This window comes from Actinosynnema sp. NPDC050801, from assembly GCF_040673975.1.
In the GTDB taxonomy this organism is placed as follows: domain Bacteria; phylum Actinomycetota; class Actinomycetes; order Mycobacteriales; family Pseudonocardiaceae; genus Actinosynnema.
In genome coordinates, this window is the sequence record NZ_JBFAQZ010000007.1 from 157,647 (window position 1) to 180,980 (window position 23,334).

The 23,334-nt window shown below is 70.7% G+C and carries 25 protein-coding genes and 1 pseudogene; 8 read left to right on the forward strand and 18 right to left on the reverse strand.

Features of this window, described 5'->3' with window-relative positions; translation table 11 throughout:
- Positions 1–80 precede the first annotated feature (80 nt).
- The 5 genes from AB0K14_RS17975 to AB0K14_RS17995 form a co-directional block, all read right to left on the reverse strand.
- Positions 81–668: a DUF3558 domain-containing protein gene (locus tag AB0K14_RS17975; RefSeq protein ID WP_360458465.1), complete on the reverse strand. Its 588-nt coding sequence runs from the start codon at positions 666–668 to the stop codon at positions 81–83.
- Between the two features lie 6 nt (positions 669–674).
- Positions 675–1,115 carry a GNAT family N-acetyltransferase gene (locus AB0K14_RS17980; RefSeq protein ID WP_360458468.1) on the reverse strand — a complete coding sequence of 147 codons (441 nt, stop codon included), beginning with the start codon at positions 1,113–1,115 and terminating at the stop codon, positions 675–677.
- A 64-nt stretch (positions 1,116–1,179) separates the two neighbouring features.
- Positions 1,180–2,052, reverse strand: coding sequence for an HAD-IA family hydrolase (locus tag AB0K14_RS17985; RefSeq protein ID WP_360458470.1), 873 nt, complete (start codon positions 2,050–2,052; stop codon positions 1,180–1,182).
- Entirely contained in the window at positions 2,049–2,438 is a 390-nt protein-coding gene (locus AB0K14_RS17990; protein WP_360458473.1) for a DUF1707 domain-containing protein, read from the reverse strand. Before AB0K14_RS17990 ends, AB0K14_RS17985 begins: the two co-directional genes overlap by 4 nt.
- A 9-nt stretch (positions 2,439–2,447) precedes the next feature.
- Positions 2,448–4,220 (reverse strand): acetyl/propionyl/methylcrotonyl-CoA carboxylase subunit alpha, encoded by a 1,773-nt coding sequence (locus AB0K14_RS17995; RefSeq protein ID WP_360458476.1) that lies wholly within the window; start codon positions 4,218–4,220, stop codon positions 2,448–2,450.
- A 163-nt stretch (positions 4,221–4,383) separates the two neighbouring features.
- On the opposite strand from AB0K14_RS17995, the gene AB0K14_RS18000 reads away from it, so the two are divergent.
- Complete coding sequence (locus AB0K14_RS18000) at positions 4,384–5,010, forward strand: hypothetical protein (protein ID WP_360458479.1); 627 nt, start codon at positions 4,384–4,386, stop codon at positions 5,008–5,010.
- Between the two features lie 205 nt (positions 5,011–5,215).
- Here AB0K14_RS18000 and AB0K14_RS18005 read toward each other — a convergent pair whose 3' ends face one another.
- Together AB0K14_RS18005 and AB0K14_RS18010 are read right to left on the reverse strand one after the other, a co-directional pair.
- Entirely contained in the window at positions 5,216–6,544 is a 1,329-nt protein-coding gene (locus AB0K14_RS18005; protein WP_360458482.1) for a dicarboxylate/amino acid:cation symporter, read from the reverse strand.
- Between the two features lie 178 nt (positions 6,545–6,722).
- The gene (locus AB0K14_RS18010) at positions 6,723–7,331 is read right to left on the reverse strand and encodes a Maf family protein (RefSeq protein ID WP_360458485.1); all 609 of its coding nucleotides are present in this window, start codon (positions 7,329–7,331) and stop codon (positions 6,723–6,725) included.
- A 60-nt stretch (positions 7,332–7,391) separates the two neighbouring features.
- Here AB0K14_RS18010 and AB0K14_RS18015 point away from each other — a divergent pair, with 60 nt between their 5' ends.
- Positions 7,392–7,829 (forward strand): hypothetical protein, encoded by a 438-nt coding sequence (locus AB0K14_RS18015; RefSeq protein WP_360458488.1) that lies wholly within the window; start codon positions 7,392–7,394, stop codon positions 7,827–7,829.
- A gap of 141 nt (positions 7,830–7,970) precedes the next feature.
- On the opposite strand, the pseudogene AB0K14_RS18020 reads toward AB0K14_RS18015, so the two are convergent.
- The 11 genes and pseudogenes from AB0K14_RS18020 to AB0K14_RS18070 all read right to left on the reverse strand — a co-directional run bounded on the left by AB0K14_RS18020 (position 7,971) and on the right by AB0K14_RS18070 (position 17,113).
- Positions 7,971–10,531, reverse strand: a pseudogene (locus AB0K14_RS18020) (glycosyl hydrolase family 18 protein).
- A gap of 136 nt (positions 10,532–10,667) precedes the next feature.
- Positions 10,668–11,510, reverse strand: coding sequence for a biotin-dependent carboxyltransferase family protein (locus tag AB0K14_RS18025; protein ID WP_360462038.1), 843 nt, complete (start codon positions 11,508–11,510; stop codon positions 10,668–10,670).
- An 86-nt stretch (positions 11,511–11,596) separates the two neighbouring features.
- Entirely contained in the window at positions 11,597–12,202 is a 606-nt protein-coding gene (locus AB0K14_RS18030) for an allophanate hydrolase subunit 1 (protein WP_360462041.1), read from the reverse strand.
- A 171-nt stretch (positions 12,203–12,373) separates the two neighbouring features.
- Entirely contained in the window at positions 12,374–13,009 is a 636-nt protein-coding gene (locus AB0K14_RS18035; protein WP_360462044.1) for an FABP family protein, read from the reverse strand.
- A 271-nt stretch (positions 13,010–13,280) separates the two neighbouring features.
- A complete protein-coding gene (locus tag AB0K14_RS18040) occupies positions 13,281–13,583 on the reverse strand; it encodes a DUF1416 domain-containing protein (RefSeq protein ID WP_360462047.1) in 303 nt (100 codons plus the stop codon).
- Positions 13,584–13,585: 2 nt separating this feature from the next.
- Positions 13,586–14,431, reverse strand: a complete 846-nt coding sequence (locus AB0K14_RS18045; protein ID WP_360462050.1) for a sulfurtransferase — start codon at positions 14,429–14,431, stop codon at positions 13,586–13,588.
- Positions 14,432–14,470: 39 nt separating this feature from the next.
- Entirely contained in the window at positions 14,471–14,926 is a 456-nt protein-coding gene (locus AB0K14_RS18050; RefSeq protein ID WP_360462053.1) for a DUF4395 domain-containing protein, read from the reverse strand.
- 103 nt (positions 14,927–15,029) lie between these two features.
- Positions 15,030–15,107, reverse strand: coding sequence for a putative leader peptide (locus AB0K14_RS18055; protein WP_360462167.1), 78 nt, complete (start codon positions 15,105–15,107; stop codon positions 15,030–15,032).
- 66 nt (positions 15,108–15,173) lie between these two features.
- The gene (locus tag AB0K14_RS18060) at positions 15,174–15,599 is read right to left on the reverse strand and encodes a thioredoxin family protein (RefSeq protein WP_360462056.1); all 426 of its coding nucleotides are present in this window, start codon (positions 15,597–15,599) and stop codon (positions 15,174–15,176) included.
- Positions 15,600–16,403: a DUF2993 domain-containing protein gene (locus tag AB0K14_RS18065; RefSeq protein ID WP_360462059.1), complete on the reverse strand. Its 804-nt coding sequence runs from the start codon at positions 16,401–16,403 to the stop codon at positions 15,600–15,602.
- A complete protein-coding gene (locus AB0K14_RS18070) occupies positions 16,400–17,113 on the reverse strand; it encodes an alpha/beta fold hydrolase (RefSeq protein ID WP_360462062.1) in 714 nt (237 codons plus the stop codon). Before AB0K14_RS18070 ends, AB0K14_RS18065 begins: the two co-directional genes overlap by 4 nt.
- 228 nt (positions 17,114–17,341) lie before the next feature.
- Here AB0K14_RS18070 and AB0K14_RS18075 point away from each other — a divergent pair, with 228 nt between their 5' ends.
- The 6 genes from AB0K14_RS18075 (at position 17,342) to pstB (ending at position 23,223) form a co-directional block, all read left to right on the forward strand.
- Positions 17,342–18,097: a response regulator transcription factor gene (locus AB0K14_RS18075; protein ID WP_360462065.1), complete on the forward strand. Its 756-nt coding sequence runs from the start codon at positions 17,342–17,344 to the stop codon at positions 18,095–18,097.
- Positions 18,098–18,267: 170 nt separating this feature from the next.
- Positions 18,268–19,122 carry a mycothiol synthase gene (mshD, locus tag AB0K14_RS18080; RefSeq protein ID WP_360462170.1) on the forward strand — a complete coding sequence of 285 codons (855 nt, stop codon included), beginning with the start codon at positions 18,268–18,270 and terminating at the stop codon, positions 19,120–19,122.
- A gap of 194 nt (positions 19,123–19,316) precedes the next feature.
- On the forward strand, positions 19,317–20,435 hold the full coding sequence (gene pstS / locus AB0K14_RS18085; RefSeq protein WP_360462068.1) for a phosphate ABC transporter substrate-binding protein PstS: 1,119 nt from the start codon (positions 19,317–19,319) through the stop codon (positions 20,433–20,435).
- A gap of 34 nt (positions 20,436–20,469) precedes the next feature.
- Complete coding sequence (pstC, locus tag AB0K14_RS18090) at positions 20,470–21,525, forward strand: phosphate ABC transporter permease subunit PstC (RefSeq protein ID WP_360462071.1); 1,056 nt, start codon at positions 20,470–20,472, stop codon at positions 21,523–21,525.
- Positions 21,522–22,436 carry a phosphate ABC transporter permease PstA gene (gene pstA / locus AB0K14_RS18095; RefSeq protein WP_360462074.1) on the forward strand — a complete coding sequence of 305 codons (915 nt, stop codon included), beginning with the start codon at positions 21,522–21,524 and terminating at the stop codon, positions 22,434–22,436. The genes pstC and pstA overlap by 4 nt, the downstream gene beginning before the upstream one ends.
- Before the next feature lie 10 nt (positions 22,437–22,446).
- Complete coding sequence (gene pstB / locus AB0K14_RS18100) at positions 22,447–23,223, forward strand: phosphate ABC transporter ATP-binding protein PstB (protein ID WP_360462077.1); 777 nt, start codon at positions 22,447–22,449, stop codon at positions 23,221–23,223.
- Positions 23,224–23,334 lie beyond the last annotated feature (111 nt).

A 23,334-nucleotide genomic window follows, 5' to 3' on the forward strand; every position in this document is an offset into this window, starting at 1 on the left:
CCGATATCCATCGCGCACGGTCACTCTAGCCACACGGTCTGACAACGGGGAGTAGGTGCACCGCACATCCCCCGCGTGGGTCAGCGTCGTTGCAACAAACCGGCTACCGCCGCTTCTGCCGCCCGTTGCGCCCCTTGGCACAGCGTGTCTTGCTTGGCCGCTGTTTCGTTACCGCCGTCGCGGAACATCACGTCGAGGAACTGCCCCTCCGCGACGTCCACCTCGACGTTGCACACGTTGTCCATTCCCGGCGTCCGCACGGTCAGGCCGGGGAACCCGGCCACCGTGATCTGCTCGGCGTCGACCTGTGCGTTCTCGCTGAGCCACACGCCGACGCCCTCCACTGTGACGAGCGCCAGCCGGACCACGTTCCCGCTGATGTTGCTGCGCATGGTGCACGCCTTCGCGTTGCCGAAGCCCGCTTCCACATAACCGCTCGGCGGGTTGTCCAGGCTCAGCGCGATGCGCTGTTCGGGTGAGAGGACCGCGCACGGGTCGACGTCGTCCAGCCGGATCTCCCGCGGCCGGGGCGGCAACGACGGCGCGGTGGTCGTGGTGGCGGGCAGCGGTTCGTCCACCCGGCCGTCGGCCTTCTTCTCCGGGACGGGCGTGCAGGAGGCCAGCGCCAACGCGCAGAGCGTGGCGGTGAGCACCCGAGCACCCCTCATGGACACCTACCGTAGCCGGGTCCACACGCCAAGTGGACCCTCGGCTGTGAAGCCGCACTTCTCGGCGACGCGACGCGCCGGTCCGTCCGGGGGTCTTGCGGTGACGAGCGGGAGGTCGAGGAAGCCGAAGCCGAACCGCAGCACGGCCGAGGTCGCGTGCGTCGCGATGCCCTTGCCGCGCAGGTCGGGCGTGGTCCAGCAGGTGAGTTCGCCGGTGCGGGTCAGGGCGACCACGCCGACGGCCGTGCCGGTGAGCTGGTCGCACACGGCCCAGGAGCAGGACTCTTCGGTGTGCCACCGGTCCGCGCGTTCGGCGATGTGCGCGCCCGCCGCGTCGAGGTCGGGGAACAGGCCGCCCGCCACCAGCGCCACCCGGTCGTCGATGCGGTCGTCGGCGCGGAGCGCGCGCAGGTAGAGCTCACCCGCGTTGATCTCGACGGCCTCCATGCCGGGTGGTCCTCGTTCCGCTCGAACGGGCGGGCCGCCTGGGCGACCTCGGTGGGCAGGGAGACTAGTCCGTCACGAACCCGTCGTAGCGCCCGGCCAGCTCTTCGAGCAGCCCGCGGTGGGCGGACGCGGGCTGGTCGTCGGGACCGGTGGTCAACTCCACCACCCAGTCGGCGTCCTCGGCGTCGTCCTCGCCGGCGAGCAGGTCCTTGTGCACCGCGCACGGCGACCAACCGGCCGCCGCCAGTTCCCGCGCGGCTTCCTCGGCGTCGTCGCGGTCGTGCAGGACCAGCAACAACGAACCCGAAGGTCCGGACGAACCGGTGCCGACGCCGTCGTCCAGCAGGCCACGTGACGACAACGCCCCGTGCAGCGCGGCGAAGTCCGGCGTGTGCACGGCGTCGATGCCGATCGTCCGCGCCGCCTGCGCGTTCTCCGCGTTGTCATCGCAGAACAACGTCCCCGAAGGGGAGTGTTGGAGCACGCGCAGCGCGCGCCGGAACGCCTCGGGCGACGGCTTGGCCACCCCGATCCGGGCGGACGACACGACCGCGTCCACCTCGCGGTCCAGCCCCAACGCCGCCAGGTCGCGCGGCAGCCGGTCGGTCGCGTTGGACAGCAACGCCACCCGGCACCGCTTGCGCACCCGCCGCACCAGGTCCAACGCCTCGGGGATCACCTCGCCGACCCGGGTCCACGCCGCCACCACGTCGGCCGCGTGCCCCTCCGGCAGCCCTTCGGCGACCAACCGCTCCCGCACCGCCGAGCGCCACTCCTCATCGGTGGCACGGCCCGCGGTCGCGGGTCCGGACAGCGGGAACGACACCCGCGCCAACGTGCCGCGCGGCAGGCCGTACCGGTCCTCGATCGGCTCGTCCGGTGGGAACCGCCGCAGCACGCCGTCCAGGTCGAGCAGCAGCAGCGTCGGCGCGCTCACCGCCTGCCCATCCGGCCGATCAGCAGCATCGCCGCGGGGATCAGCAGGAACACCAACGGCGTCTTCGCCACGAAGAACAGCACCACGCTGATCAGCGCGACCGCCGTGACGGCCGCGCTGCTGACCCGGAAGTCGACCGGGAGCCCGCGCCGGGCGGACGCCTGCGCCACCGGCGCGGACGGGTCGACCTGCGTGAACCGCGGCCGCGGCGCGGGCAGGTCGCCGAACAGCCCGTACAGGTCGCCGCGGGTCTTCGCGGTGGCGACGCGGGCGGAGCGCTCGCCGTACTCGTCCACGCTCAACCGCCCCTCACTGAGGTGCGTGCCGAGCAGTTCGAGCGCGTGCTCGCGCTCCGCGTCGCCGATCCGGATGTCCCGCTCGCTCACACAGTGAGCCTATTCCTTGATCTCGCAGATGACCGTGCCCTGGGTGACCGTCGAGCCCTGCTCGGCGGTCAGGCCGGTGACCACGCCGGACTTGTGCGCGATGACCGGGTTCTCCATCTTCATGGCCTCCAGCACGACGATCAGCTCGCCCGCCTCGACCGGCTGCCCGTCCTCGACGGCCACCTTGACGATCGTGCCCTGCATGGGCGCGGCCACCGCGTCACCCGACGCCGCCGCACCGCCCTTGCTGCCGCCGCGCTTGCGCGGCTTGGCCTTCACCCCCGCCTTGGCGCCGCCACCGCCACCGCCGGTCAGCGCGAGCTCACCGGGCAGCGAGACCTCCAGCCGCCGTCCGCCGACCTCGACCACCAGCGTCTGCCGCGGCTCGTCCTCCTCGGCCTCCGCGCCGTCGGTGAACGGTGCGATGGTGTTGTCGAACTCCGTCTCGATCCACCGCGTGTGCACGGTGAAGCCGTCCTCGGAGCCCACGAACGCCGGGTCGCGCACGATCGCGCGGTGGAACGGCAGCACGGTCGCCATGCCCTCCACCACCATCTCGTCCAGCGCGCGCCGTGCCCGCTCCATGGCCTGGGTGCGGTCCTCGCCGGTGACGATCAGCTTGGCCAGCAGCGAGTCGAACTGGCCGCCGATGACCGTGCCGCTCTCCACGCCCGCGTCCACCCGGACACCGGGGCCGAACGGGGCGGTGAACGTGGTGACCGTGCCGGGGGCGGGCAGGAAGTTGCGGCCCGCGTCCTCGCCGTTGATGCGGAACTCGATCGAGTGGCCGCGCGGGGTCGGGTCCTCGGTGAACCGCAGCTCCTCGCCGGCGGCGATCCGGAACTGCTCGCGCACTAGGTCGAGGCCCGCGGTCTCCTCGCTGACCGGGTGCTCCACCTGCAGGCGGGTGTTGACCTCCAGGAACGAGATCGTGCCGTCCACCGCGACCAGGTACTCGACCGTGCCGGCGCCGTGGTAGCCGGCCTCCTTGCAGATGGCGCGCGCCGACCGGTGGATCTCGGCCCGCTGCTCGTCGGTCAGGAACGGCGCGGGCGCCTCCTCGACCAGCTTCTGGTGGCGGCGCTGCAACGAGCAGTCGCGCGTGCCGACGACGATGACGTTGCCGTGCTGGTCGGCCAGCACCTGCGCCTCGACGTGCCGCGGCTTGTCCAGGTACCGCTCCACGAAGCACTCGCCGCGGCCGAACGCCGTGACGGCCTCGCGCACCGCGCTGTCGAACAGCTCGGGGATCTCCTCCAGCGTGCGCGCCACCTTCAGACCGCGGCCACCACCGCCGAACGCCGCCTTGATCGCGACCGGCAGGCCGTGCTCCCGGGCGAAGGCGATGATCTCCTCCGGGCCGTTGACCGGGTCCTTGGTGCCGGGCACCAGCGGCGCGCCCGCGCGCATCGCGATGTGCCGCGCGGTCACCTTGTCGCCCAGGTCGCGGATGGCCTGCGGGGTCGGCCCGATCCAGATCAGGCCCGCGTCCATCACCGCCTGCGCGAAGTCCGCGTTCTCGGACAGGAAGCCGTAGCCGGGGTGCACCGAGTCGGCGCCCGCCCGCTTGGCCACGTCGAGGAGCTTGTCGATGGAGAGGTAGCTGTCCCCGGGCGTGCTGCCGCCCAGGGCGAACGCCTCGTCCGCCAACCGGACGAACGGGGCGTCCCGGTCCGGGTCGGCGTACACGGCGACGCTGGCCAGACCGGCGTCTCGACAGGCACGGATGACCCGGACGGCGATCTCACCGCGGTTGGCGACGAGGACCTTGCGCAGCGACACGACGTCCTACCTCCTGGCAACGCTGGGACTTGGAGCGGCAATGGTCCGGGAGTTTAGTGACCCGTCAGTTCCCGGTGACCGAGAGACAGCTCACGCTTGGGTGGAACAATCGGGAATCGTGACACGCCCGCCCACCGCCGCGCTTCTGACAGCTTGCGCTGCTGTGCTCACGACCATCGCGGGCCTGGCAATCGCCTGGTCACTGCGCCCCGCACCGGCGGCCGCCCCCGACACCGCGGCGCCTCAGGACGAATTGCGGTGCGGCACGACCGCGTGCCGTTCGGTGGTGAAGCAGGAGGTCGGTGTCGATTCAGTGGAATTGGTGGTCGGCGAGGGCGCGGGCCGGATCCGGATCAGCGAGGCGTCCGGGCCGAACATCTTCGAGTTGACCATCGCGTCTTCGGGAGCCCGGATCGACGCGGGTTCGCTGCAGTGCGTGGACGCCGAGGTCGCGGTGTGCCTGGTGCGTGGCGAGGTCGGCGGCGAGGTGCGGGGCGAGGTGCTGGTGCGCAGGTCGGGGGCCTGGTCACGGGCGCAGGTGCCGTACGTGTCCGACGGGGCGTACTTGGCGCTGCACGACGTGAACAAGGACACGGTCGCGGACGTGGTGGCCGTGCAGCGGGGGTGCCCGGGGCCGGCGGACTGCGGGCGGTGGTTCGCGCAGGTGTTCTCGCTGGCCGACGGGGGTGGCGAGGTGGGCTGCACGCCGGTGGTGCGCGCGCCGGAGTTCCTGCCCGGCTGGCCGACCGTCGCCCCGGACCCGGCGGACCTGCACCGATGCGGTCCGTGACCCGCCGTTCCGCGTTCTGAGCGTTGAACTCGGGGGTCCTGGACGTAGGACACGGCTGTTCCGGACGTAGGACACGCGCGACCTGGACGTAGGACTCGCGCGCGTGTCCTACGTCCGGAACGCGCGTGTCCTACGTCCAGGTCGGGTGAGGTGAGCGGTCGGAACAGGATGGAACGGGTGGGGAGGGTCGAACAGGTGGAGAGGGTCAGGCGGGGACGGGGGTGGGGGTGGGGCGGGGGGTGGTGAGCAGCGGCGGGTCGCTGGGGGCGTTCAGCACCTCGTCGTCCAGCAGGCCCTCGGAGCGGGCGACCAGGACCGGGACGGTGATCTGGCCGGTCACGTTGGTGGCCGTGCGGACCATGTCCAGGATCGGGTCGATCGCGTAGACCACGGCGACACCGGTGGCGATGACCTCCGGCGGCATGTTCACCGCGCCCAGGGTCAGCGTCAGCATGGTGAACCAGCCGGTGGTCCCGGCGGTGGCCAGCGCGCCGAACACGGCCACGGCGACGATCGCCACGTACTGCCACACACCCAGCTGCACGCCGAACAGGTTCGCGATGAACACCGTGGCGATGGCCGGGTACACCGCGGCGCAACCGTCCATCTTCGTGGTCGTCCCCAGCGGCACGGCGAACGACGCGTAGTCGTTGTCGACGCCGAGGTTGGCCGCGGTCTGCCTGCTCAGCGGCAGCGTCGCGCCCGACGAGCGGGACACGAAGGCGAACTGGATCGCGGTCCACGCCTTGGCGAAGAACGTCACCGGCGACACCCGGCCGACGAACCGCAGCAGCAGCGGGTACACCACGAACAGCACCAGCAGCGACCCGCCGTACACCGACGCGATCAGCGAGAACAGCGGCTGGACGAACGAGTTGCCGTACGTCGCGAACGCGGTGCCGATCAGCCCGAACACGCCGATCGGGGCGAGCAGCACGATCCAGCCGACGACCTTCTGGATCAGGTCGAACACCGACCGGGTCAGCGTGACGAACGGCGCGGCCTTGTCGCCGAGCGCGTACGCGGCGAAGCCGACCAGCACCGAGATGAACACGACCTGGAGCACTTCACCCTCGGTGAACGCGCTGAACAGGTTGGACGGGATCAGGGTCTCCAGCAGCGTGCTCCAAGAGCCCTGGTCACGTGCGGCGAGCTTCTCCACCGCCGCCTGCGACGGCTCGACCTGCACGCCCGAGCCCGGCTTGAACACCAACGCGATGGCGAGGCCGATGAGCACGGCGATCAGCGACGTGGCGGCGAACCACAGCAGCGTCTTGCCGCCCAGCCGCGCGGCGCGCGAGTTGCCGAGGCGGCGCAGGCTGGTGATGCCCACGACGATCGCGGTGAACACCAGGGGGATGACGGTGAACTGCAAGAGGCTGGTGAAGGCGTCACCGATGTGGCCGAGGGTGGTGGTGAGCCACGCCTGGTCGGTGCTCTTGGCGACGTAGCCCGCCAAGGCTCCCAGGACGAGCGCGGCGAGGACGGTGATGCCGAACACCTTCGGCTTCGTATAACTGCGGACGAACGACACGACTGCTCCGGGTTGGCTGCGCAGGGGTGGACGACGGGGGCGGCGTCAGCCGCGACAGCCCGTGTTCGTCCTGCGCCCGAAGTCGATGTGACGGCGGCGCGTCAGCAGTTCACCCACAGCTCCCCCAACGCGAAAGTGCTTCGGGGAGCTTCCCGGATCAGGGAAAATGTGACAACGGCTACCAGATGTCGGACACCACGACGTCGACTTGACGCAGCAGCCGGCGCGTGAGTGGCAGGCTGATGCCGATCACGCTGGACGGGTCGCCGTCGATGCCGTCCACGAACCAGGCGCCCAGGCCGTCGAGCGTGAACGCGCCCGCGACGTGCAGCGGCTCGCCCGTGGCCAGGTACGCCTCCAGCTCGTCGTCGGTCGGGCGGCCGAACCGGACCAGCGTCGCCTCGTGCCCGGCGGCGCGCGCCACGACCTGCCCGTCGCGCACCCGCAGCACCGAGTGCCCGGTCAGCAGCGTGCCGGTGGTGCCCGCCATCTTCTTCCAGCGCTCGCGCGCGACCTCGACCGTGCCGGGCTTGCCGTGCACCTCGCCGTCGGCGGTGCGCAGCATCGAGTCGCACCCGACGACCACGGCGTCGTCGTCCTCGTCGCGGGCGATGGCCTCGGCCTTCGCCGTCGCCAGCGCGGTGACCAGCTCCTCCGGCGTCGGGTCGGCGAGGGAGGCGGCCAGCGCGTCCTCGTCGACGCCGGAGACGCGGACCACGGGTTCGACCCCGGCGGCGCGGAGCACGGCCAGGCGGGCGGGGGACTGGGAGGCGAGGACGAAGCGCACGGCGTGCAGCCTAAGGCGAGGGCGGGAACGCGGTGGCACGAGCGGTGCGTAGAACTACCGATGCGCGCTGTGACGGCGTTCGGCAACCTCGGAGTGGTGCAGCGCTTGGCTCTGGTGGTCCGCCGGATCGACCGGGGAAGGGGACGGTACCGGTGGCTCCTGGTGGTGCCGGCCGTCCTGCTCCTGGTCCTGACGGCTCGGGTCGTGTCCACGGACCCGGTCGGCTACGGCGTGCCGTTCTGGCCGTTCGCGAACGACAGCGACGACGTCGAGCACCGGGTGATGGACCGCGTGACGTCGATCGCGCGGGCGCTGCGGCGGCTCGACGCGGTCCCGTCGGCGCTGGCCGCCGAGGGTGTCGAGGTGCTGGACGCACGGGTCGGCGTCGGCGACATGTGGATGCGCGTGCGCGTCCAGGCGCCGGACGGCACGCGCTGCCGCGAGGTCACCGTGCTGGGCGACGGCATCGAGGTCAACTCAAGGCGCGTCGAGTGTTGAGAACTGTGTTGGATTGCGCCGCCTCCGGCGTCGCGGGGCGAGGTCGCCTGGAAGTCGGTCGTTCGCGCCCTGATTCCCCGACGATCGAAGAGCGTGATCGCCGGGGAATGAGGACGCGAACGACCGACGCGACCTCGCGGGCTACTTCAGGCCGGCGTCCACGGCGTTGATCAGGGTGCCCGACGCGGTGTCGCCGGACATCTCCCAGATCATCGCGCCGAGCAGGCCGCGCTGCTTGAGCCACGCGGTCTTCTTCTGGATCGCCCACACGTCGTCGAACGTCCACCACTGCCCGCCGTTGCCGGTGAAGCAGGACGTCGCGATCGCCGCCTCGTCGTGGTGGACCGCGCAGCCCGGCACGCTCGCCAGCAGGTTCGAGTACCCCCGCGTGCCGGCCTCCTCGGCGAACTGGCCCGGCGCGGCGCCCGTCGCCGACTGCCACTCACCGTTCTTCGCGCCGGCCTGGACGCCCTGCCAGCCGCGCCCGTAGAACGCCAACCCGATGGTGATCTTGCGCGGGTGCACGCCGACCGACGTGTAGGCGTTCACCGCGTTCTCCACGCTGAAGTGGAACGGGTACGGGTCGTCCACGTCGGCGTACAGGTTGCCCTGGTGGCCGGTCCGGTTGGGCTCCCACGAGTTGTCGCTGCCCGCGCCGTGGAAGTCGTAGCCCTGCACGTTGAAGATGTCCAGGGACTTCGCCACCCGCGGCAGGTCCCACCCGGCCTCGATCTTCGCCGGGTCGGCCGGGGTGAACGCGGTCAGGTCGTAGCGCTTGCCGGTCTGCCCGCCCAGCTCGTCCAGCTGCCGGCGGAACTCGTCGATCAGCAGGGTGTTGTTCTGCTTGTCGTCCGGCCCGATGTGGTTGCCCGCGTGACCCTCCGCGCCCGGCCACTCCCAGTCGAGGTCGATGCCGTCGAAGATGCCCGCCGCCGTGCCGGGGCCGCCCGCCGCGTTGTACACCGGCAGGTTGCCCTTGATGTAGGTGTCCAGGCAGGACCTGACGAACTTCTTGCGCGCCGCGTCCGTGGCCGCGACGTCGGAGAAGTACTTCGAGTAGGTCCACCCGCCCAGCGAGATCAGGACCTTCAGGTGCGGGTGCTTGGCCTTGAGCTTGCGCAGCTGGTTGTAGTTGCCGCGCAACGGCTCCCAACCGGTGTCGCCGACGCCGTCGACGGACTGCGCCGCGCTGAACGGCCTGCTGTAGTCGGCCTCCGCGTCACCCGCGCCGTCGCCCTGGTTCGGGTCCTGGGGGTCGGGCGACGTGCCCTTGGTGACGCCGTGCAGGCAGGTCAGGTTGACCGGGTCGATGTTGCCGAACGCGTAGTTCAGGTGCGTCAGCCTGGCCGCCGTGCCGCTGGTGTCCAGGTTCTTCACGAAGTACTGGCGACCGTAGATGCCCCACTGCACGAAGTAGCCGACCCGCGCGTACCCGCCCACGATGTCCGAAGTGGACACGGTGATCGCGTCGCTCGCGGTCGACACGTTGTCGTACAGGTCGCGGGCGCGGACGGTGAAGGTGTACGCGGTCGACGGCGACAGGCCGTCCACCTTCGCGGTCGTGCCGGTGACGGTGGCCTTCACCGCGGTGCCCTGGTAGACGTCGTAGTTGGCCACGCCGCGGTTGTCGGTGGACGCGTTCCAGCTCAGCGTGACGCTGCCGGCGTCCTTGGCGGTGCTGCGCAGGCTCGTCGGCGCGGTCGGCGGCTGGGTGTCGTCGGCCGGGTTGTTCGTGGTCGCCTGCACCACGTTGGACGCCGTGGACGACGTGCCCTTGGTGTCCTTGGCCTTCACCGTGAAGCTGTAGGCGGTGTTCGGGGTGAGGCCGGTGACGGTGGCGCTGGTCGACGTGACCGCGGCGGCGAGGGCCGTGCCCTGGTAGACCTCGTACCCGGCGATCGGCAGCGAGCCGGGGGTGGAGGCGGTCCACGCCAGCGAGACGGTCCTGGTGGTCTTCACCGGTGAGTGCAGGTTGGCCGGCGGGGTGGGTGGCGTGTCCGGTGTGCCGTCGCAGTTGGCGTTGTTCACCCGGCAGGTGACCGGTTCGACGGCGGAGCTCAGCGTGAACGTCGGGCTGTACGGCTCCGTGGAACGCCGCGCGCCCACGCTCCGGTTGTATGCACCGGGTTGAGCGTGACGGTGTTGCCGGTCTGGCCGATCGTGGCGTGCTGCGCGCCGCTCGCCGTGACGCCGGCGGGCAGGGTGAAGGTGATCGACCAGTCGGCGAGCACGGCGTCGGTGTTGTTGTTGACGACGAACCTGCCGGTCGAGCCGGTCAGGCTGAAGTCGGCCGTGGTCGGCGCGGGAGGTGGTGGCGGTGGGCCGCTGCCGTCGCAGTTCGCGCCGTTGACCGTGCAGGTGGTCGGGTCGACGGCCTGGCTGAGGGTGAACGTCGGGCTGTACGGGTCGGTGTTGCGGCCCGCCTGGATGGTGCCGATGTAGAACGCGGGCGTCAGGGTCACCCGGGTGCCGGTCTGGGTGGTGGTGGCGTGCTGCGCGCCGCTGACGGTGACGCCCGCGGGCAGGTCGAACTTGATCGACCAGCCGGAGACGGCGGCGGTGGTGGGGTTCGCGACCACGAACTTGGCCGCGGTGCCCGTTCTGCTGAAGGTGGCGGTCAGGCCGGTGGCGGCGGCGGCCGGTGCGGACAGCGCTGCGGTGGCCAGGGCGAAGGCCACGAGCGCGATGGCTGGTCGGCGCATCAGGGTGTGCCTCTCGATTGACAGGGAACAGTCGAGAACCACGGCGGCCTGGTGTCGTGCCGGTCTTTCCCGGAACTCCTCCGAACGTAGGTCGTGCGGCGGTCGTTGACAATGGGTCTAGACCAATTGCGTCCGTTCAGCCCTGCGGGTCGAAGCGCAGCCGCGTGCCGGGCGGGGCCTGGCCGAGCAGCGGGAGGGCGCGTGCGGCGACCACGCCGATCACCGGGTAACCGCCGGTCGTCGGGTGGTCGGCGAGGAACACGACGGGCTTCCCGTCGGCCGGGACCTGCACCGAGCCGGTGACCAGGCCCTCGCTCGGCAACTCCTGCCCGACCCGGCACGCGGTCCGGTCGAGCGCGGTGCCGGTCAGGCGGATGCCGACGCGGTTGCTCCGGTCGGACACCGTCCAGCGGCCGTCCCGCAGCCGGCGCGCCGGGTCGTCGAACCAGTCGTCGCGCGGACCGAGCAGGACGGGCACGACCAGCTCGTCCGGCACCCGGACGCCGACCAGCACGTCCACGCCCACCGGCACGCCGGTCGGGTCGCCGAGGGGCAGCTCGTCGTCGGGTCGCAGCGGGGCGGGGCCGAGGCCGGAGAGCAGGTCGGTGGACCGGCTGCCGAGGTCGGTGGGGACCGTGATGCCGCCCGACACCGCGAGGTAGGACCGGAGGCCGCCGGTCGGTGCGCCGAGCGTGAGCGTGTCGCCGGGGGCGAGGTGCAGCGGCGAGTCGCGCAGGACGCCGTTGACCAGCGCCGGGGTCGACGGGCCGGTGACGGCGACGGTGCAGGAGGCGTTGGCGCGCAGGGACAGGCCGCCGAGGAGCACTTCCAGGCCGGCGGCGTGCTCGGGGTTGCCGACCAGGCGGTTGGCCAGCGTGAGCGAGGGGGCGTCCAGGGCGCCGGAGGGCGGGACGCCGAGGTGCGCGTTGCCCGGCCGGCCGAGGTCCTGGACCAGGGTCTGCGGGCCGGTGCGCAGCACGGTGAGGGTGCGCGGGCGTTGAACCCGGGGGTCCTGGACGTAGGACTCCCGCGCTCTGGACGTAGGACTCTCGCGTTCGCGGGGGGTCATCGGACGGCCTCGAAGCGAACGCGGTCGCCGGGGGCGAGCAGGGCCGGTGCGGTGCGGCGCGGGTCGAACAGCGGCGCGTCGGTGCGGCCGATCAGCCGCCAGCCGCCGGGGGTGGCGCGGGGGTAGGCGGCGGTGAACTCGCCCGCGACGCCCACCGAGCCCGCCGGGACGCTGGTGCGGGGCGAGTCGAGGCGGGGTTGGCGCAGCGGTTCGGGCAGGCCGGTCAGGTAGGCGAAGCCGGGGGCGAAACCGCAGAACGCGACCCGGTAGTCGGCGCCGGTGTGCAGGTCGACCACCTCGGCGGTGGTCAGGCCCGCGGTCTCGGCGACCAGGTCCAGGTCGGGGCCGTCGTAGTGGACTTCGATGACGACCTCGTCGCCGACGACCCCCGGGCGGTGCGCCAGGTCGACGGTGGTCAGGAGCTTGCGCGCGGCCGCCGCACCGCCCGGCCTGGTCACGATCAGCACCGTGCGGGCGGCCGGGACGAGTTCGACCAGGTCGGGCAGGCCGGCCGCGGCGACGGCGGCGCGCACGGCCTCCACCTCGCCGAGTGAGTCGACCTCGACGAGCACCCCGTCCGTGCCGCAACGCCGCAGCTGCATGGGTCGAGGATAAGGGAGGATTGTTGAACAAACTGTGTTCGACTGCCGCTGCTCCGCAGACGGCGGGCTCGGTCACCGGGAAGTCGCTCGTTCCCGCCTGATTTCGCGACGATCGAAGAGCGTGATCGTCGCGAAATGAGTCGCGAACGAGCGACGCGACCTCGCGGGTGGCTACCCGACGATGCGCTTGAGGTGCGCCGAGGTGTGCGGCTGGAGGGGTTGGCCGACCATGGCCCGCTCCTCCACGTACGCCAGGTCGCCGTTGTTGACGATGCCGTACAGCCGCTGCGCGCCGGTGACGTCCTTGGCGGTCGCCGTGCGGACCACCGCGTCGGTGGCGAGCTCCCACGACGTCTGGTTGCGCGGCTTGCCGATGTACAACTCCGAGATCCCGGTGTTGTGCGCGATCAGCACCTCGATCGTGTCGTCCGGCTGCGGGCGCCAGAAGCCGGTCTCCCTGGCCGCCTGGCGGATCACGCCGCCGTGCTCGTCCAGCAGCCACGCGCGGGCCTCGTAGTACAGGAACGGCCTGCCGTCGTGCGCGAACGTGATCTGCTGCCCGTAGCGGAACGGGCCGTCGATCGTCGGGTACACGACCTCGCCCTCGCCGCGCCACACGCCGACCAGCGGCAGCAGCGCCAGGCAGGCGTCGTGCAGCGAGGGACCGGAGCGCAGGTTCGCCGTGTCCGCCGGGATCGGCAGGTCGTCGAACTGCGGCAGGTTGCGCGCGCCGGTCACCGACGCGCGCGAAGCGGCGGCCTGCACGGCCGCGTCACCACTGCCCGGAACGGGCCCGTTGTCGCTCACCGCTGGTCGGAGAACAGGCGGTACACCACGTACCCGGCGAACCACACGACCAGCAGGGACACGAGGACCAGGAGTCCTGTGAAGAAGTGTTCCACCCACCCAGTTTAGGCACCCGGCCCCGGAAGTCGCCGACCCCGGTGGCGAACGCCACCGGGGTCGGCGAGGGGTAGCGCCGGGGCGGGCCCGTGCACTCCCCGTGTTTCCGGGCCCGTGTTCCGGGCCTCGTGTTTCCAGGCCTCGTGTTTCCGGGGCCTGGTCCACAGGGCCTGGGTCAGGCCACCGCGACCTCGACCGGGTGGACGCCCGGCCCCTCCGCGTTGACCGACGCCTGCCCGTTGCCCGACCGGTGCAGCGCGCGGATGGTCCACGTGCCCGGCGCGGCGAAGAACCGGAAGTCGCCGTCGGCCGAGGACACGACCTCGGCGGTGAACTCGCCCGAGGCGTCCAGCAGGCGCACGAACGCGCCGCCGACCGGAGCGCCCTCGGACCGGACCTTGCCGGTCAGCACGACCTCGTTCGCGCCGACCTGGATGTCCACGCCCTGCTCGGGCGCGCCGCAACCGTCCAGACTCATGATCAGGCCTCCTTGCCGCTGCCGAGCTCGACCGGCACGCCGACCAGCGAGCCGTACTCGGTCCAGGAACCGTCGTAGTTCTTCACGTCCTCGTGGCCGAGCAGCTCGTGCAGCGCGAACCACGTGTGCGACGAGCGCTCGCCGATGCGGCAGTAGGCGATCGTCTTGCGCGAGCCGTCGAACCCGGCCTCGCCGTAGATCTCGGCCAGCTCCTCGTCCGACTTGAACGTGCCGTCCTCGTTGGCCGCCTTGCTCCACGGCACGTTGATCGCGCTCGGGATGTGGCCGCCGCGCTGCGCCTGCTCCTGCGGCAGGTGGGCGGGCGCGAGCAGCTTGCCGGAGAACTCGTCGGGCGAGCGCACGTCGACCAGGTTCTTGTTGCCGATCGCGTCCACGACCTCGTCGCGGAACGCCCGGATCGCCAGGTTCTGCTCCTGGGCGGTGTAGGTCGTCGCCGCGCGCTCGACCTGCTCCTTGTCCAGCGGGCGGCCGTCGAGCTCCCACTTCTTGCGGCCGCCGTCGAGCAGCTTCACCGCGTCGTGGCCGTACAGCTTGAAGTACCAGTAGGCGTAGGCGGCGAACCAGTTGTTGTTGCCGCCGTAGAGGATGACCGTGTCGTCGTTGGAGATGCCCTTGGCGGACAGCAGCTTCTCGAAGCCCTCGCGGTCGACGAAGTCGCGCCGCACCGGGTCCTGGAGCTCGTTCTTCCAGTCGATCTTCACCGCGCCCGGGATGTGGCCCCCGTCGTAGGCGCTGGTGTCCTCGTCCACCTCCACGAACACCACGCCGGGCGTGTTGAGGTTCTCCTCGGACCAAGCGGCCGAGACCAGGACGTCTTCACGGCTCATCGAGCTGCTCCAATTTCTTCGTTCGTACTGCGACTACTGTCACTGGGGTCGGGCGAGCGCGGGTGCGTAGCGGCGCAGGAGCAGGAACATCTCGCAGCCCAGGCACAGGCCGACCGCGGCGTTGAGCAGCGAAGCGGCGAGCGCGGCGGACGTCGCGACGACTCCGAGCGCGGTGAGGCCGGTGGCGTAGCCGACCGTGCCGACCAGCGCGAGGACGAACCCGACGCCCTGCGCGAACCGCAGCGGGGCGGCTTCCTCGCGCTCGGCCGTCGGCTTGATCCTCGGCTGCACGGCGAACCGGTAGATGTGGCCCCACGGGTTGAGCTTGAGCGAGATGAACGCACACATCCCGAACAGCACGGTCTGCGCGCCGAGCAGGCGCCAGGACCCGGTCAGCAGCACGACCGCCAGGATGGCGGAGGTGATCCAGGCGCTGAACCTCGGACCGCGCGGGTCGACCGGCGCGTCCTTCGTGGCGGTGGCATCTTTCGGCACGGCGACCTCCTGACGGTGGACAGAACTGGCAGTCCGTCTCAGGCGGTGTTAGGCCGGCCGCGCACGCCCGTCAAGGGGTCCGCGGGGCCGCCGGGCCGCCCGGTCAGCGCGCCGCGCGACACAGGCTGCTGCGCACGCGGCACAGGTCCACCGCGAGTCGCTTGGTCAGCAGCGTGGTCATGGCTGCGAGGGTAGCCGCTCGTCCCTGCTGTCGGGAGTGGCGTCCAACTGGTGGGAGTTCCCAGGTTCACCCGATCGGTCCAGGTAGGTAGGGCCGCAAAGCCGCAATAAGCGTGTCCGGCTTCGGCATCCCGCCAACCCTCAGGAGCTCCGCCCCGGAGGGCGCCAACGCCAACGTCGTCGGCGCGCGCACCACTCCGAGGTCCGCCGCGACCTCCGGCAGGTCGGTGACGTCGAGCTCGACGTGCCGCAGCCCCTCGGTGCGGCCGGCGAGGTCGTCGAGCAGCGCCCGGGTCCGGCGGCACGTCGAGCAGAACGCCGTCGACACCTGCACCAGCGTCACCGGCGTGTGCAGGTCGAGCAGGTCGCGCACGGCCGCGGGCAGGCTCTCCAGCGGCTTGGCCGCGTGCACCCGGCCGTCCCGCGCGCGCAGCACCGCGGCGATCACGGCGACGACCACCACCGCACCGAGCAGCGCCCACGCACCGGTCACCTAGTTGCCGCCTTCGTCCAGGGGGATGTCGTTGATGGCACCTTCCACGATGAACGCGCCGCTCTCCACCTTGACAGCGGTCGGCGTCACCGTGAAGGGCAGCGCGCCCGGGTCGATGGTCACGCTCAACGCCTCGCGCACCACGCCGAGCACCGCGTCCAGCCCGTCCAGCGCCAGCTCGTCCAGCTCGACGTCGTTCATGCCGATCACCACCTGGCCGTTGACCAGCGACACCGTGCCGTAGGCGGTGATCCGGATGTTGCGGCCCGCGACCTTGGTGTTGCCGGACAGCTTCACCGCCGCCACCGTGGGGTCCGGCTTCTGCCCGGCGGGCAGCTCGGTGCGGTTGTCCGGCTCGATCGCCATGTCGGTGAACGGCGTGACCTGGTTGACCAGTCGGTTCAGGTCGTTGGCCTTGATCTTGACGCTGCCCTTGACCTGGTCGATCTTCGCGCCGCGGGTGTTGCCGGCCAACAGGTCCGACAGGCCGATGCGGGTGTGGTAGAGGTTCGCCCGGATCTCCAGGTCGCGCAGCTGATCGCGCACGGGCACGCCGCTGGCGCTGATCTCGATGTCCCGGTAGTCGCCGCCGATGGCCTGCGTGATGAACGGGAAGCCGTTGATCCGGACCGACGGGTCCTCGCTGAGCCCGAACTTCTCCCGCATCTTCTGCGCCACCTGGTACTCGCCCGCCGCGGCCAACCCGAAGTCGGCCGCGACCAGGAGCGCGCCGACCACGAGGACGGTGATGATCAGCTTGCGCCCGCGCGTGGGACGGCGGCGCTTGGTCTCGGTCGCGGTCATCGCCTGCCCTCTGTCCGGTCTGCGTGGTGGTGCGGGGTCGGGTGCCGTGAGCGTTCGTCCAGCCAGGTCGCGATCCGGTCTACCAGAGCGGGCGTCATCGCCGACTCGGCGTGCCGGACGCCCGGCTCCAACCACAGCTCGGCGTCCCCGCCCGCGGCCCGGTGCAGCGCGACGGCGTGCGCCGGGTCGAAGTAGTGGTCCAGCTCACCGTGCACGATGAGCAGTGGGGTCGGGGTGATGCGGTGGACCACCTCCAGCGGGCTCTCCGGCGTGGTCCGCCACGGCGGGCCGAGGCGCACGCCGAGCGCGCGGGCGGCGAGCCGGCCGTGCGGCTGTTCGAGCAGCCAGTGCACCCGGCGCATCGCCACCGTGTCGCGCACCCACCAGCGCGACGGCGCGCTGACCGCCGCGACGGCGTCCGGCTTGTCGTCGTGCAGGCCCGCGTGGCGCAGCGCGATGGACGCGCCCATGGAGAAGCCGACGGTCACCACCCGGCGGTACCCGAACCGGCGGGCGAGCGAGACACCGGCCGCGAGGTCGTGGATTTCGTCACTACCGACGGTGGACAGCCCACCGGAGCGGCCGTGGCCGCGGAAGTCCAGCGCGACGACCCCTCCGTGCCTGGCGAGCCGCCTCAACACGCGCAACACCCACGGCTTGCGCACGTGGTTGGTGAAGCCGTGACCCACCACGAATGCGAGATCCGTCACGGTGGGTGTCGATCTCACATGCAGACCGTGCAGACGGACAGCGTCGTGTGACATGGATGTAACAGGCGTGACGCTTGTGGAAACAACTGTGACTCTGACCTGCTGACCTGGGTCTTTCGTGGGGTGCACCGGTATTGTCTCCGTCATCCGCAGGCAACGGGGCCCGGTCACCGTACTTCGCCTGTGCCTGGTCGGTGACCAAGCACCGGCCGAACGAGAGGGCCCGCGATGAGTATCGACGTGCTGCTGCTGACCACCGACTCCGACCCCGAGGCGGTCCTCCCCGCGCTGTCGCTCCTCCCGCACGAGGTGCGCCCGCTGCGTCCGGAGGTCTCGGCGCTGTTGGAAGCCGGTCCCCACGACATCGTCCTGGTCGACGCCAGGACCGACCTGGTGGCCGCGCGCAGCCTGTGCCGGCTGCTGGACTCCAGCGGGGTCGACGTGCCCGTGGTGGCGATCGTCACCGAGGGCGGCCTGGTCGCGGTCAACTCCGACTGGAGCGTGGACGAGATCCTGCTCCCCACCTCCGGCCCGGCCGAGGTGGACGCCCGACTGCGCCTGGTGCGCTCGCGGCGTGGCACCACCCAGCAGGGCGGCGACGGCTCGCTGCAGCTCGGTGAGCTGGTCATCGACGAGGCGACCTACACCGCCCGCCTGCGCGGCCGGCCGCTCGACCTGACCTACAAGGAGTTCGAGCTCCTCAAGTACCTGGCGCAGCACGCGGGCCGCGTCTTCACCCGCGCGCAGCTGCTCCAGGAGGTCTGGGGCTACGACTTCTTCGGCGGCACGCGGACGGTGGACGTGCACGTCCGGCGCCTGCGCGCCAAGCTGGGCCCCGAGCACGAGTCCCTCATCGGCACCGTGCGCAACGTCGGCTACAAGTTCGTCCGCCCCCCGCGCCCGGGCAGCTCGCGCCGCGTGGACCAGGTCATGGACGCGCCGGACAACACGATCGACGAAGCCGAGCTGATCTACCGTGCTTGATTGCCGCTGCTTCGCAGACGGCGGCGAGGTCGCCCGGAAATCGGTAGGTCGAGGCTGATTCCGCGGCGATCGAAAGGCGTGATCGCCGCGGAATGAGCCTCGACCTACCGACGCGACCTCGCGGGGAACTCGGCTAGGTTTCCCGGGTGGAATTGAGCTGGTACGAGGAGCTGTCCCCCGGGCAGGCCGATGAGGTTTCCGGCCTGCTCGGGGCTGCCCAAGCCGTCGATGGCGTTGCGCCTGTCGGCGAGGCCGTCATCCTGCGCCTTCGGCCCGACGCGCGAGGTAGCCGGCACCTGTTGGCCCGTGAGGGCGAAGCGCTGGTCGGCTACCTGCACCTGGACGTGTTCGGTGACTCCGACGGCAACGAGGTCGCCGAGCTGGCCGTGCACCCCGACCACCGCCGTCGCGGTGTCGGCACCGCGCTGCTCGACGCCGTGGCCGACCGCGCCAAGCCCCTGCGGATCTGGTCGCACGGCGGCCACCCCGGCGCCGAGGCGCTCGCCGCCAAGCTCGCCTACCGCAAGGTCCGCGAGCTGCTCCGCCTGCGCCGCCCGCTGGACGGCGACCTGCCCGCACCCGTGCTGCCCGACGGCGTCACGTTGCGCCCGTTCGTGCGCGGCCGGGACGAGGCGGCGGTGGTCTACGTCAACCACCGGGCGTTCGCGTGGCACCCCGAGCAGAGCGCGATGAGCATCGAGGACCTGCGCCAGAAGGAGGACCAGCACTGGTTCGACCCGGCCGGGTTCCTCCTCGCGGTCGACGGCGACGGCCGACTCCTGGGCTTCCACTGGACCAAGGTGCACACCGCCGACCTCGGCGAGGTCTACGTGGTGGGCGTCGACCCGGACGCGCAGGGCGGCGGCCTCGGCAAGGCCATCACCCTCGCGGGGCTCGCGCACCTGCGCGACACCGGGCTCACGTCGGTGATGTTGTACGTCGAGTCCGACAACGCTGCGGCACTGGCCGTGTACGACCGGTTGGGTTTCACGCGCTGGGACTCGGACGTCCAATACGCCCGGTAGTGACAAACCCATCACGCCATGCAAACGTGCAGGTCACGGGACACCCAAAAGGCGGTGTACTCGGTCACTTCCCGTGTGGTGTTCACCCGTCGTTCACCTTCTCCTGGGCGCCTGTCCACCCTCGCTACCTACCGTCCGTGTCGAGCGGCAGAGCTTCGCCGCGAAATCCGCTTCCGTAGCTGGAGGACTCCCAGGTGAAGACCAAGCGACACGGCGCCGTACTCGGCCTGATCGCGGCCGGTGCGCTTCTGCTCACCGCGTGTGGCAGCGACGCGAACACCCCGCAGGGCCAGGCGCCGGCGACCGGCGAGTCGTCGACCCCGGTCGAGTGCGGTGGCAAGTCGAAGCTGAGCGCAGAGGGCTCTTCGGCGCAGAAGAACGCGATGGACACGTTCGTCCAGGCCTACCAGCAGAAGTGCCAGGGCTCCGACCTCGCCTACAACGCCTCCGGCTCCGGTGCGGGCGTCAAGCAGTTCATCGGCGGTCAGGTCGACTTCGGCGGTTCCGACTCGCCGCTGTCGGAGAGCAAGGGCGAGGTCGCCGGCGCGGCCGAGCGCTGCGAGGGCAACCCGGCGTGGAACCTGCCGCTGGTCTTCGGCCCGGTCGCGCTCGGCTACAAGCTGGAGGGCGTCGCCGACCTCACGCTGTCCGGCGAGGTCGCCGCCAAGATCTTCAACGGCACCGTCAAGAAGTGGAACGACCCGGCCATCGCCGCCCTGAACAGCAGCGCCAAGCTGCCGGACAAGGACATCAAGGTCGTCTACCGCTCGGACGAGTCCGGCACCACGGACAACTTCCAGCTGTACCTCCAGGCCGCCTCCAAGGGCGCGTGGAGCCAGGGCGCGGGCAAGCAGTTCAAGGGCGGCGTCGGCGAGGCCAAGGAGAAGTCCGCCGGTGTCGCTCAGGCCGTCGGCTCCGTCGACGGTGCCATCACCTACGTCGAGCTCTCCTTCGCCCAGGACAACAAGCTGTCCATCGCCAAGATCGACAACGGTGCCGGCGCGGTCGAGCTGAACGAGGCCTCGGTCGGCAAGGCCATCGACGGCGCCAAGGTCAAGGGCTCCGGCAACGACCTGGTCCTCGACCTGAACTCGATCTACGGCTCCACCGAGGCGGGCACCTACCCGCTGCTGCTGGCCACCTACGAGATCGTCTGCTCCAAGGGCTACGACGCCGACACCGCGAAGGCCGTCAAGGCGTTCCTCACGGTGGCCGCGACCGACGGCCAGGCAGGCCTGGCGGACGCGGGCTACGCTCCCGTGCCCAAGGCCTTCCAGGAGAAGCTGCTGACCGCCATCAAGGCGATCGCCTGACCAGGCCGGCACACTCTTCGGGAACGCCATTGCGATGAACGACCGCACAGTGGCCCCACGCCCCGCGGGCACCGGTCCGACCGGTGCCCGCGCGGGCGTCCCGGCTGCTCGACCCGACTCGGAGGCTCCGATTCCCCCGACCACGGAAGCCGATCGGAAGACCATCGTTCGGCCGGGTGACCGCATCTTCGCAGGTCTGGCCACCGGATCGGGCATCTTCATCGTGGTCCTGATCGCGGCGATCGGTATCTTCCTGCTGCTACAGGCCATCCCGTCGCTCGCGCTGGACAAGGTCAACTTCTTGACCAGCCGCGAATGGGCGACCGGCGACGTCAACGACATGCGGTACGGCATCCTGGACCTGCTCCTGGTCACCGTGGTGTCGTCCGCGTTCGCGCTGATCATCGCGATGCCGATCGCCCTGGGCATCGCGCTGTTCCTCACCCAGTACGCGCCACGCCGGCTCGCCCGGCCGTTCGCCTACGTCATCGACCTGCTCGCCGCCGTGCCGTCGATCATCTTCGGCCTGTGGGGCCTGCTCGTGCTCGGCCCGGTGCTCACCCCGATCGGCGAGTGGCTGACCTCGGCGCTGGGCTGGTTCCCGCTGTTCGCCGAGGGCAACGTCAGCATCGAGCTCGGCGGCACCATCTTCACCGCCGGCATCGTGCTGGCCGTGATGATCCTGCCGATCATCACCGCGGTCAGCCGCGAGGTGTTCGACCGCACGCCGGTCACCCACACCGAGGGCGCCATCGCGTTGGGCGCCACCAAGTGGGAGGTCGTGCGCACGACCGTGCTGCCGTTCGGCAAGGCGGGTTACGTCAGCGCCTCCATGCTCGGCCTCGGCCGCGCGCTCGGCGAGACGATCGCGTTGACGATCATCCTCAGCGGCACCGGCGCGGCGTTCGCGTGGAGCCTGTTCGACGGCGGCGCGACGTTCGCGTCGAAGATCGCCCTGGCCGCGCCCGAGTTCAACGACCCCCGCACGGCGGGGGCGTACATCGCCGCCGGCCTGGTGCTGTTCGTGCTCACCTTCGGCGTCAACGCCATCGCCCGGGCCATCGTCGCCGGTCACAAGGAGTACGAATGACCACCGACACGGCGGACCTGAACCGCCTCGCCACGCCGCCGACGTTCCAGAGCGTCAGCGGCGCGCGCAAGCTCAAGAACGGCGTCGCCACCGTCCTGGTGTACGGGGCGTTCCTGGTCGCGATCGTGCCGCTGATCTGGGTGCTGTACGTGGTGATCCAGCGCGGCTTCCCGGTCGTGCTGGACGGCGACTGGTGGCAGAAGTCGCTGTCCGGTCTGCTGTCCCGCCAGCAGGGCGGCGGCGTCTACCACGCGATCTACGGCACGTTGGTGCAGGGCCTGGTGTGCGGGCTGCTGTCCGTGCCGCTCGGCCTGTTCGTCGGCATCTACCTGGTGGAGTACGGCGGCCGGTCCAAGCTGTCCAAGGCCACCACGTTCATGGTCGACATCCTGACCGGTGTGCCGTCCATCGTGGCCGCGCTGTTCATCTACACGCTGTGGATCACGTACTTCGGCTTCGGCCGCAGCGGGTTCGCAGTGTCGTTGGCGCTGGTGCTGCTCATGGTGCCGGTGATCGTGCGGACCACCGAGGAAATGCTGAAGATCGTGCCGGACGAGCTGCGCGAGGCGTCCTACGCGCTCGGCATCCCCAAGTGGAAGACGATCGTGAAGGTCGTCATCCCGACCGCGCTGTCCGGCATCATCACCGGCATCATGCTGGCCCTGGCCCGCGTCATGGGCGAGACCGCGCCGGTGCTCGTGCTGGCCGCGTACGCGCCATACATCAACTACAACCTGTTCGACGGCCCGATGGCGTCGCTGCCGCTGCTGATGACCTCGGAGCGGAACAACCCGACGCAGGCCGGTTTCGAGCGGATCTGGGGTGCGGCGATCACCCTGGTCATCATCATCACGCTGTTCAACCTGCTGGCTACCGTGATCTCGCGGTGGCTGGCTCCGAAGACGAAGTGAGCGGGCGGTCATGGCCAAGCGCATCGACGTGAAAGACCTGAACCTGTACTACGGCAAGTTCCACGCCGTGGACGGTGTCTCGCTCGCCGTGCCGCCGAAGAACGTGACGGCGTTCATCGGCCCGTCCGGTTGCGGGAAGTCCACCGTGCTGCGGTCGTTGAACCGCATGCACGAGGTGGCGCCCGGTGCCCGGGTGGAGGGCACCGTGCTGCTCGACGGCGAGGACATCTACGCCTCCTCCGTCGACCCGGTGCAGGTGCGCCGGACCATCGGCATGGTGTTCCAGCGCCCCAACCCGTTCCCGACGATGTCGATCCGGGACAACGTGGTGGCGGGGCTGAAGCTCGCGGGCGAGCGGAACAAGAAGAAGCTGGACGAGGTGGCCGAGCGGTCGTTGCGCGGGGCGAACCTGTGGAACGAGGTCAAGGACCGCCTCGAACGGCCCGGCGGCGGCCTGTCCGGTGGTCAGCAGCAGCGGTTGTGCATCGCGCGGGCGATCGCCGTGCAGCCGGACGTGCTGCTGATGGACGAGCCGTGCTCGGCGCTGGACCCCATCTCGACCCTGGCGATCGAGGACCTGATCACGGAGTTGAAGAAGGAGTACACGATCGTCATCGTGACCCACAACATGCAGCAGGCCGCGCGGGTCAGCGACCAGACCGCGTTCTTCAACCTGCTGGGTGTCGGTCAGCCGGGTCGGCTGATCGAGGTGGACGACACGGAGAAGATCTTCTCCAACCCGAGCCAGAAGGCGACGGAGGACTACATCTCCGGCCGTTTCGGCTGACCGGGCAGTTCGTGCCGGAAGCCCTCCCACCGCTGGTGGGAGGGCTTCGGCGCGTTCGGGTGAAGGTGGAACCGACCGCCCGCCGCTGCCGTCAAAACGGAGACATGGTCC

Coding starts and splice junctions, on each gene's coding strand:
- AB0K14_RS17975 (WP_360458465.1), bottom strand. CDS start 668: ATGAGGGGTGCTCGGGTGCTCACCGCCACGCTCTGCGCGTTGGCGCTG.
- AB0K14_RS17980 (WP_360458468.1), bottom strand. CDS start 1,115: ATGGAGGCCGTCGAGATCAACGCGGGTGAGCTCTACCTGCGCGCGCTC.
- AB0K14_RS18015 (WP_360458488.1), top strand. CDS start 7,392: ATGCGCGCTGTGACGGCGTTCGGCAACCTCGGAGTGGTGCAGCGCTTG.
- AB0K14_RS18030 (WP_360462041.1), bottom strand. CDS start 12,202: ATGCAGCTGCGGCGTTGCGGCACGGACGGGGTGCTCGTCGAGGTCGAC.
- AB0K14_RS18040 (WP_360462047.1), bottom strand. CDS start 13,583: ATGAGTCTGGACGGTTGCGGCGCGCCCGAGCAGGGCGTGGACATCCAG.
- AB0K14_RS18045 (WP_360462050.1), bottom strand. CDS start 14,431: ATGAGCCGTGAAGACGTCCTGGTCTCGGCCGCTTGGTCCGAGGAGAAC.
- AB0K14_RS18055 (WP_360462167.1), bottom strand. CDS start 15,107: ATGACCACGCTGCTGACCAAGCGACTCGCGGTGGACCTGTGCCGCGTG.
- AB0K14_RS18065 (WP_360462059.1), bottom strand. CDS start 16,403: ATGACCGCGACCGAGACCAAGCGCCGCCGTCCCACGCGCGGGCGCAAG.
- AB0K14_RS18075 (WP_360462065.1), top strand. CDS start 17,342: ATGAGTATCGACGTGCTGCTGCTGACCACCGACTCCGACCCCGAGGCG.
- pstC (WP_360462071.1), top strand. CDS start 20,470: ATGAACGACCGCACAGTGGCCCCACGCCCCGCGGGCACCGGTCCGACC.
- pstA (WP_360462074.1), top strand. CDS start 21,522: ATGACCACCGACACGGCGGACCTGAACCGCCTCGCCACGCCGCCGACG.
- pstB (WP_360462077.1), top strand. CDS start 22,447: ATGGCCAAGCGCATCGACGTGAAAGACCTGAACCTGTACTACGGCAAG.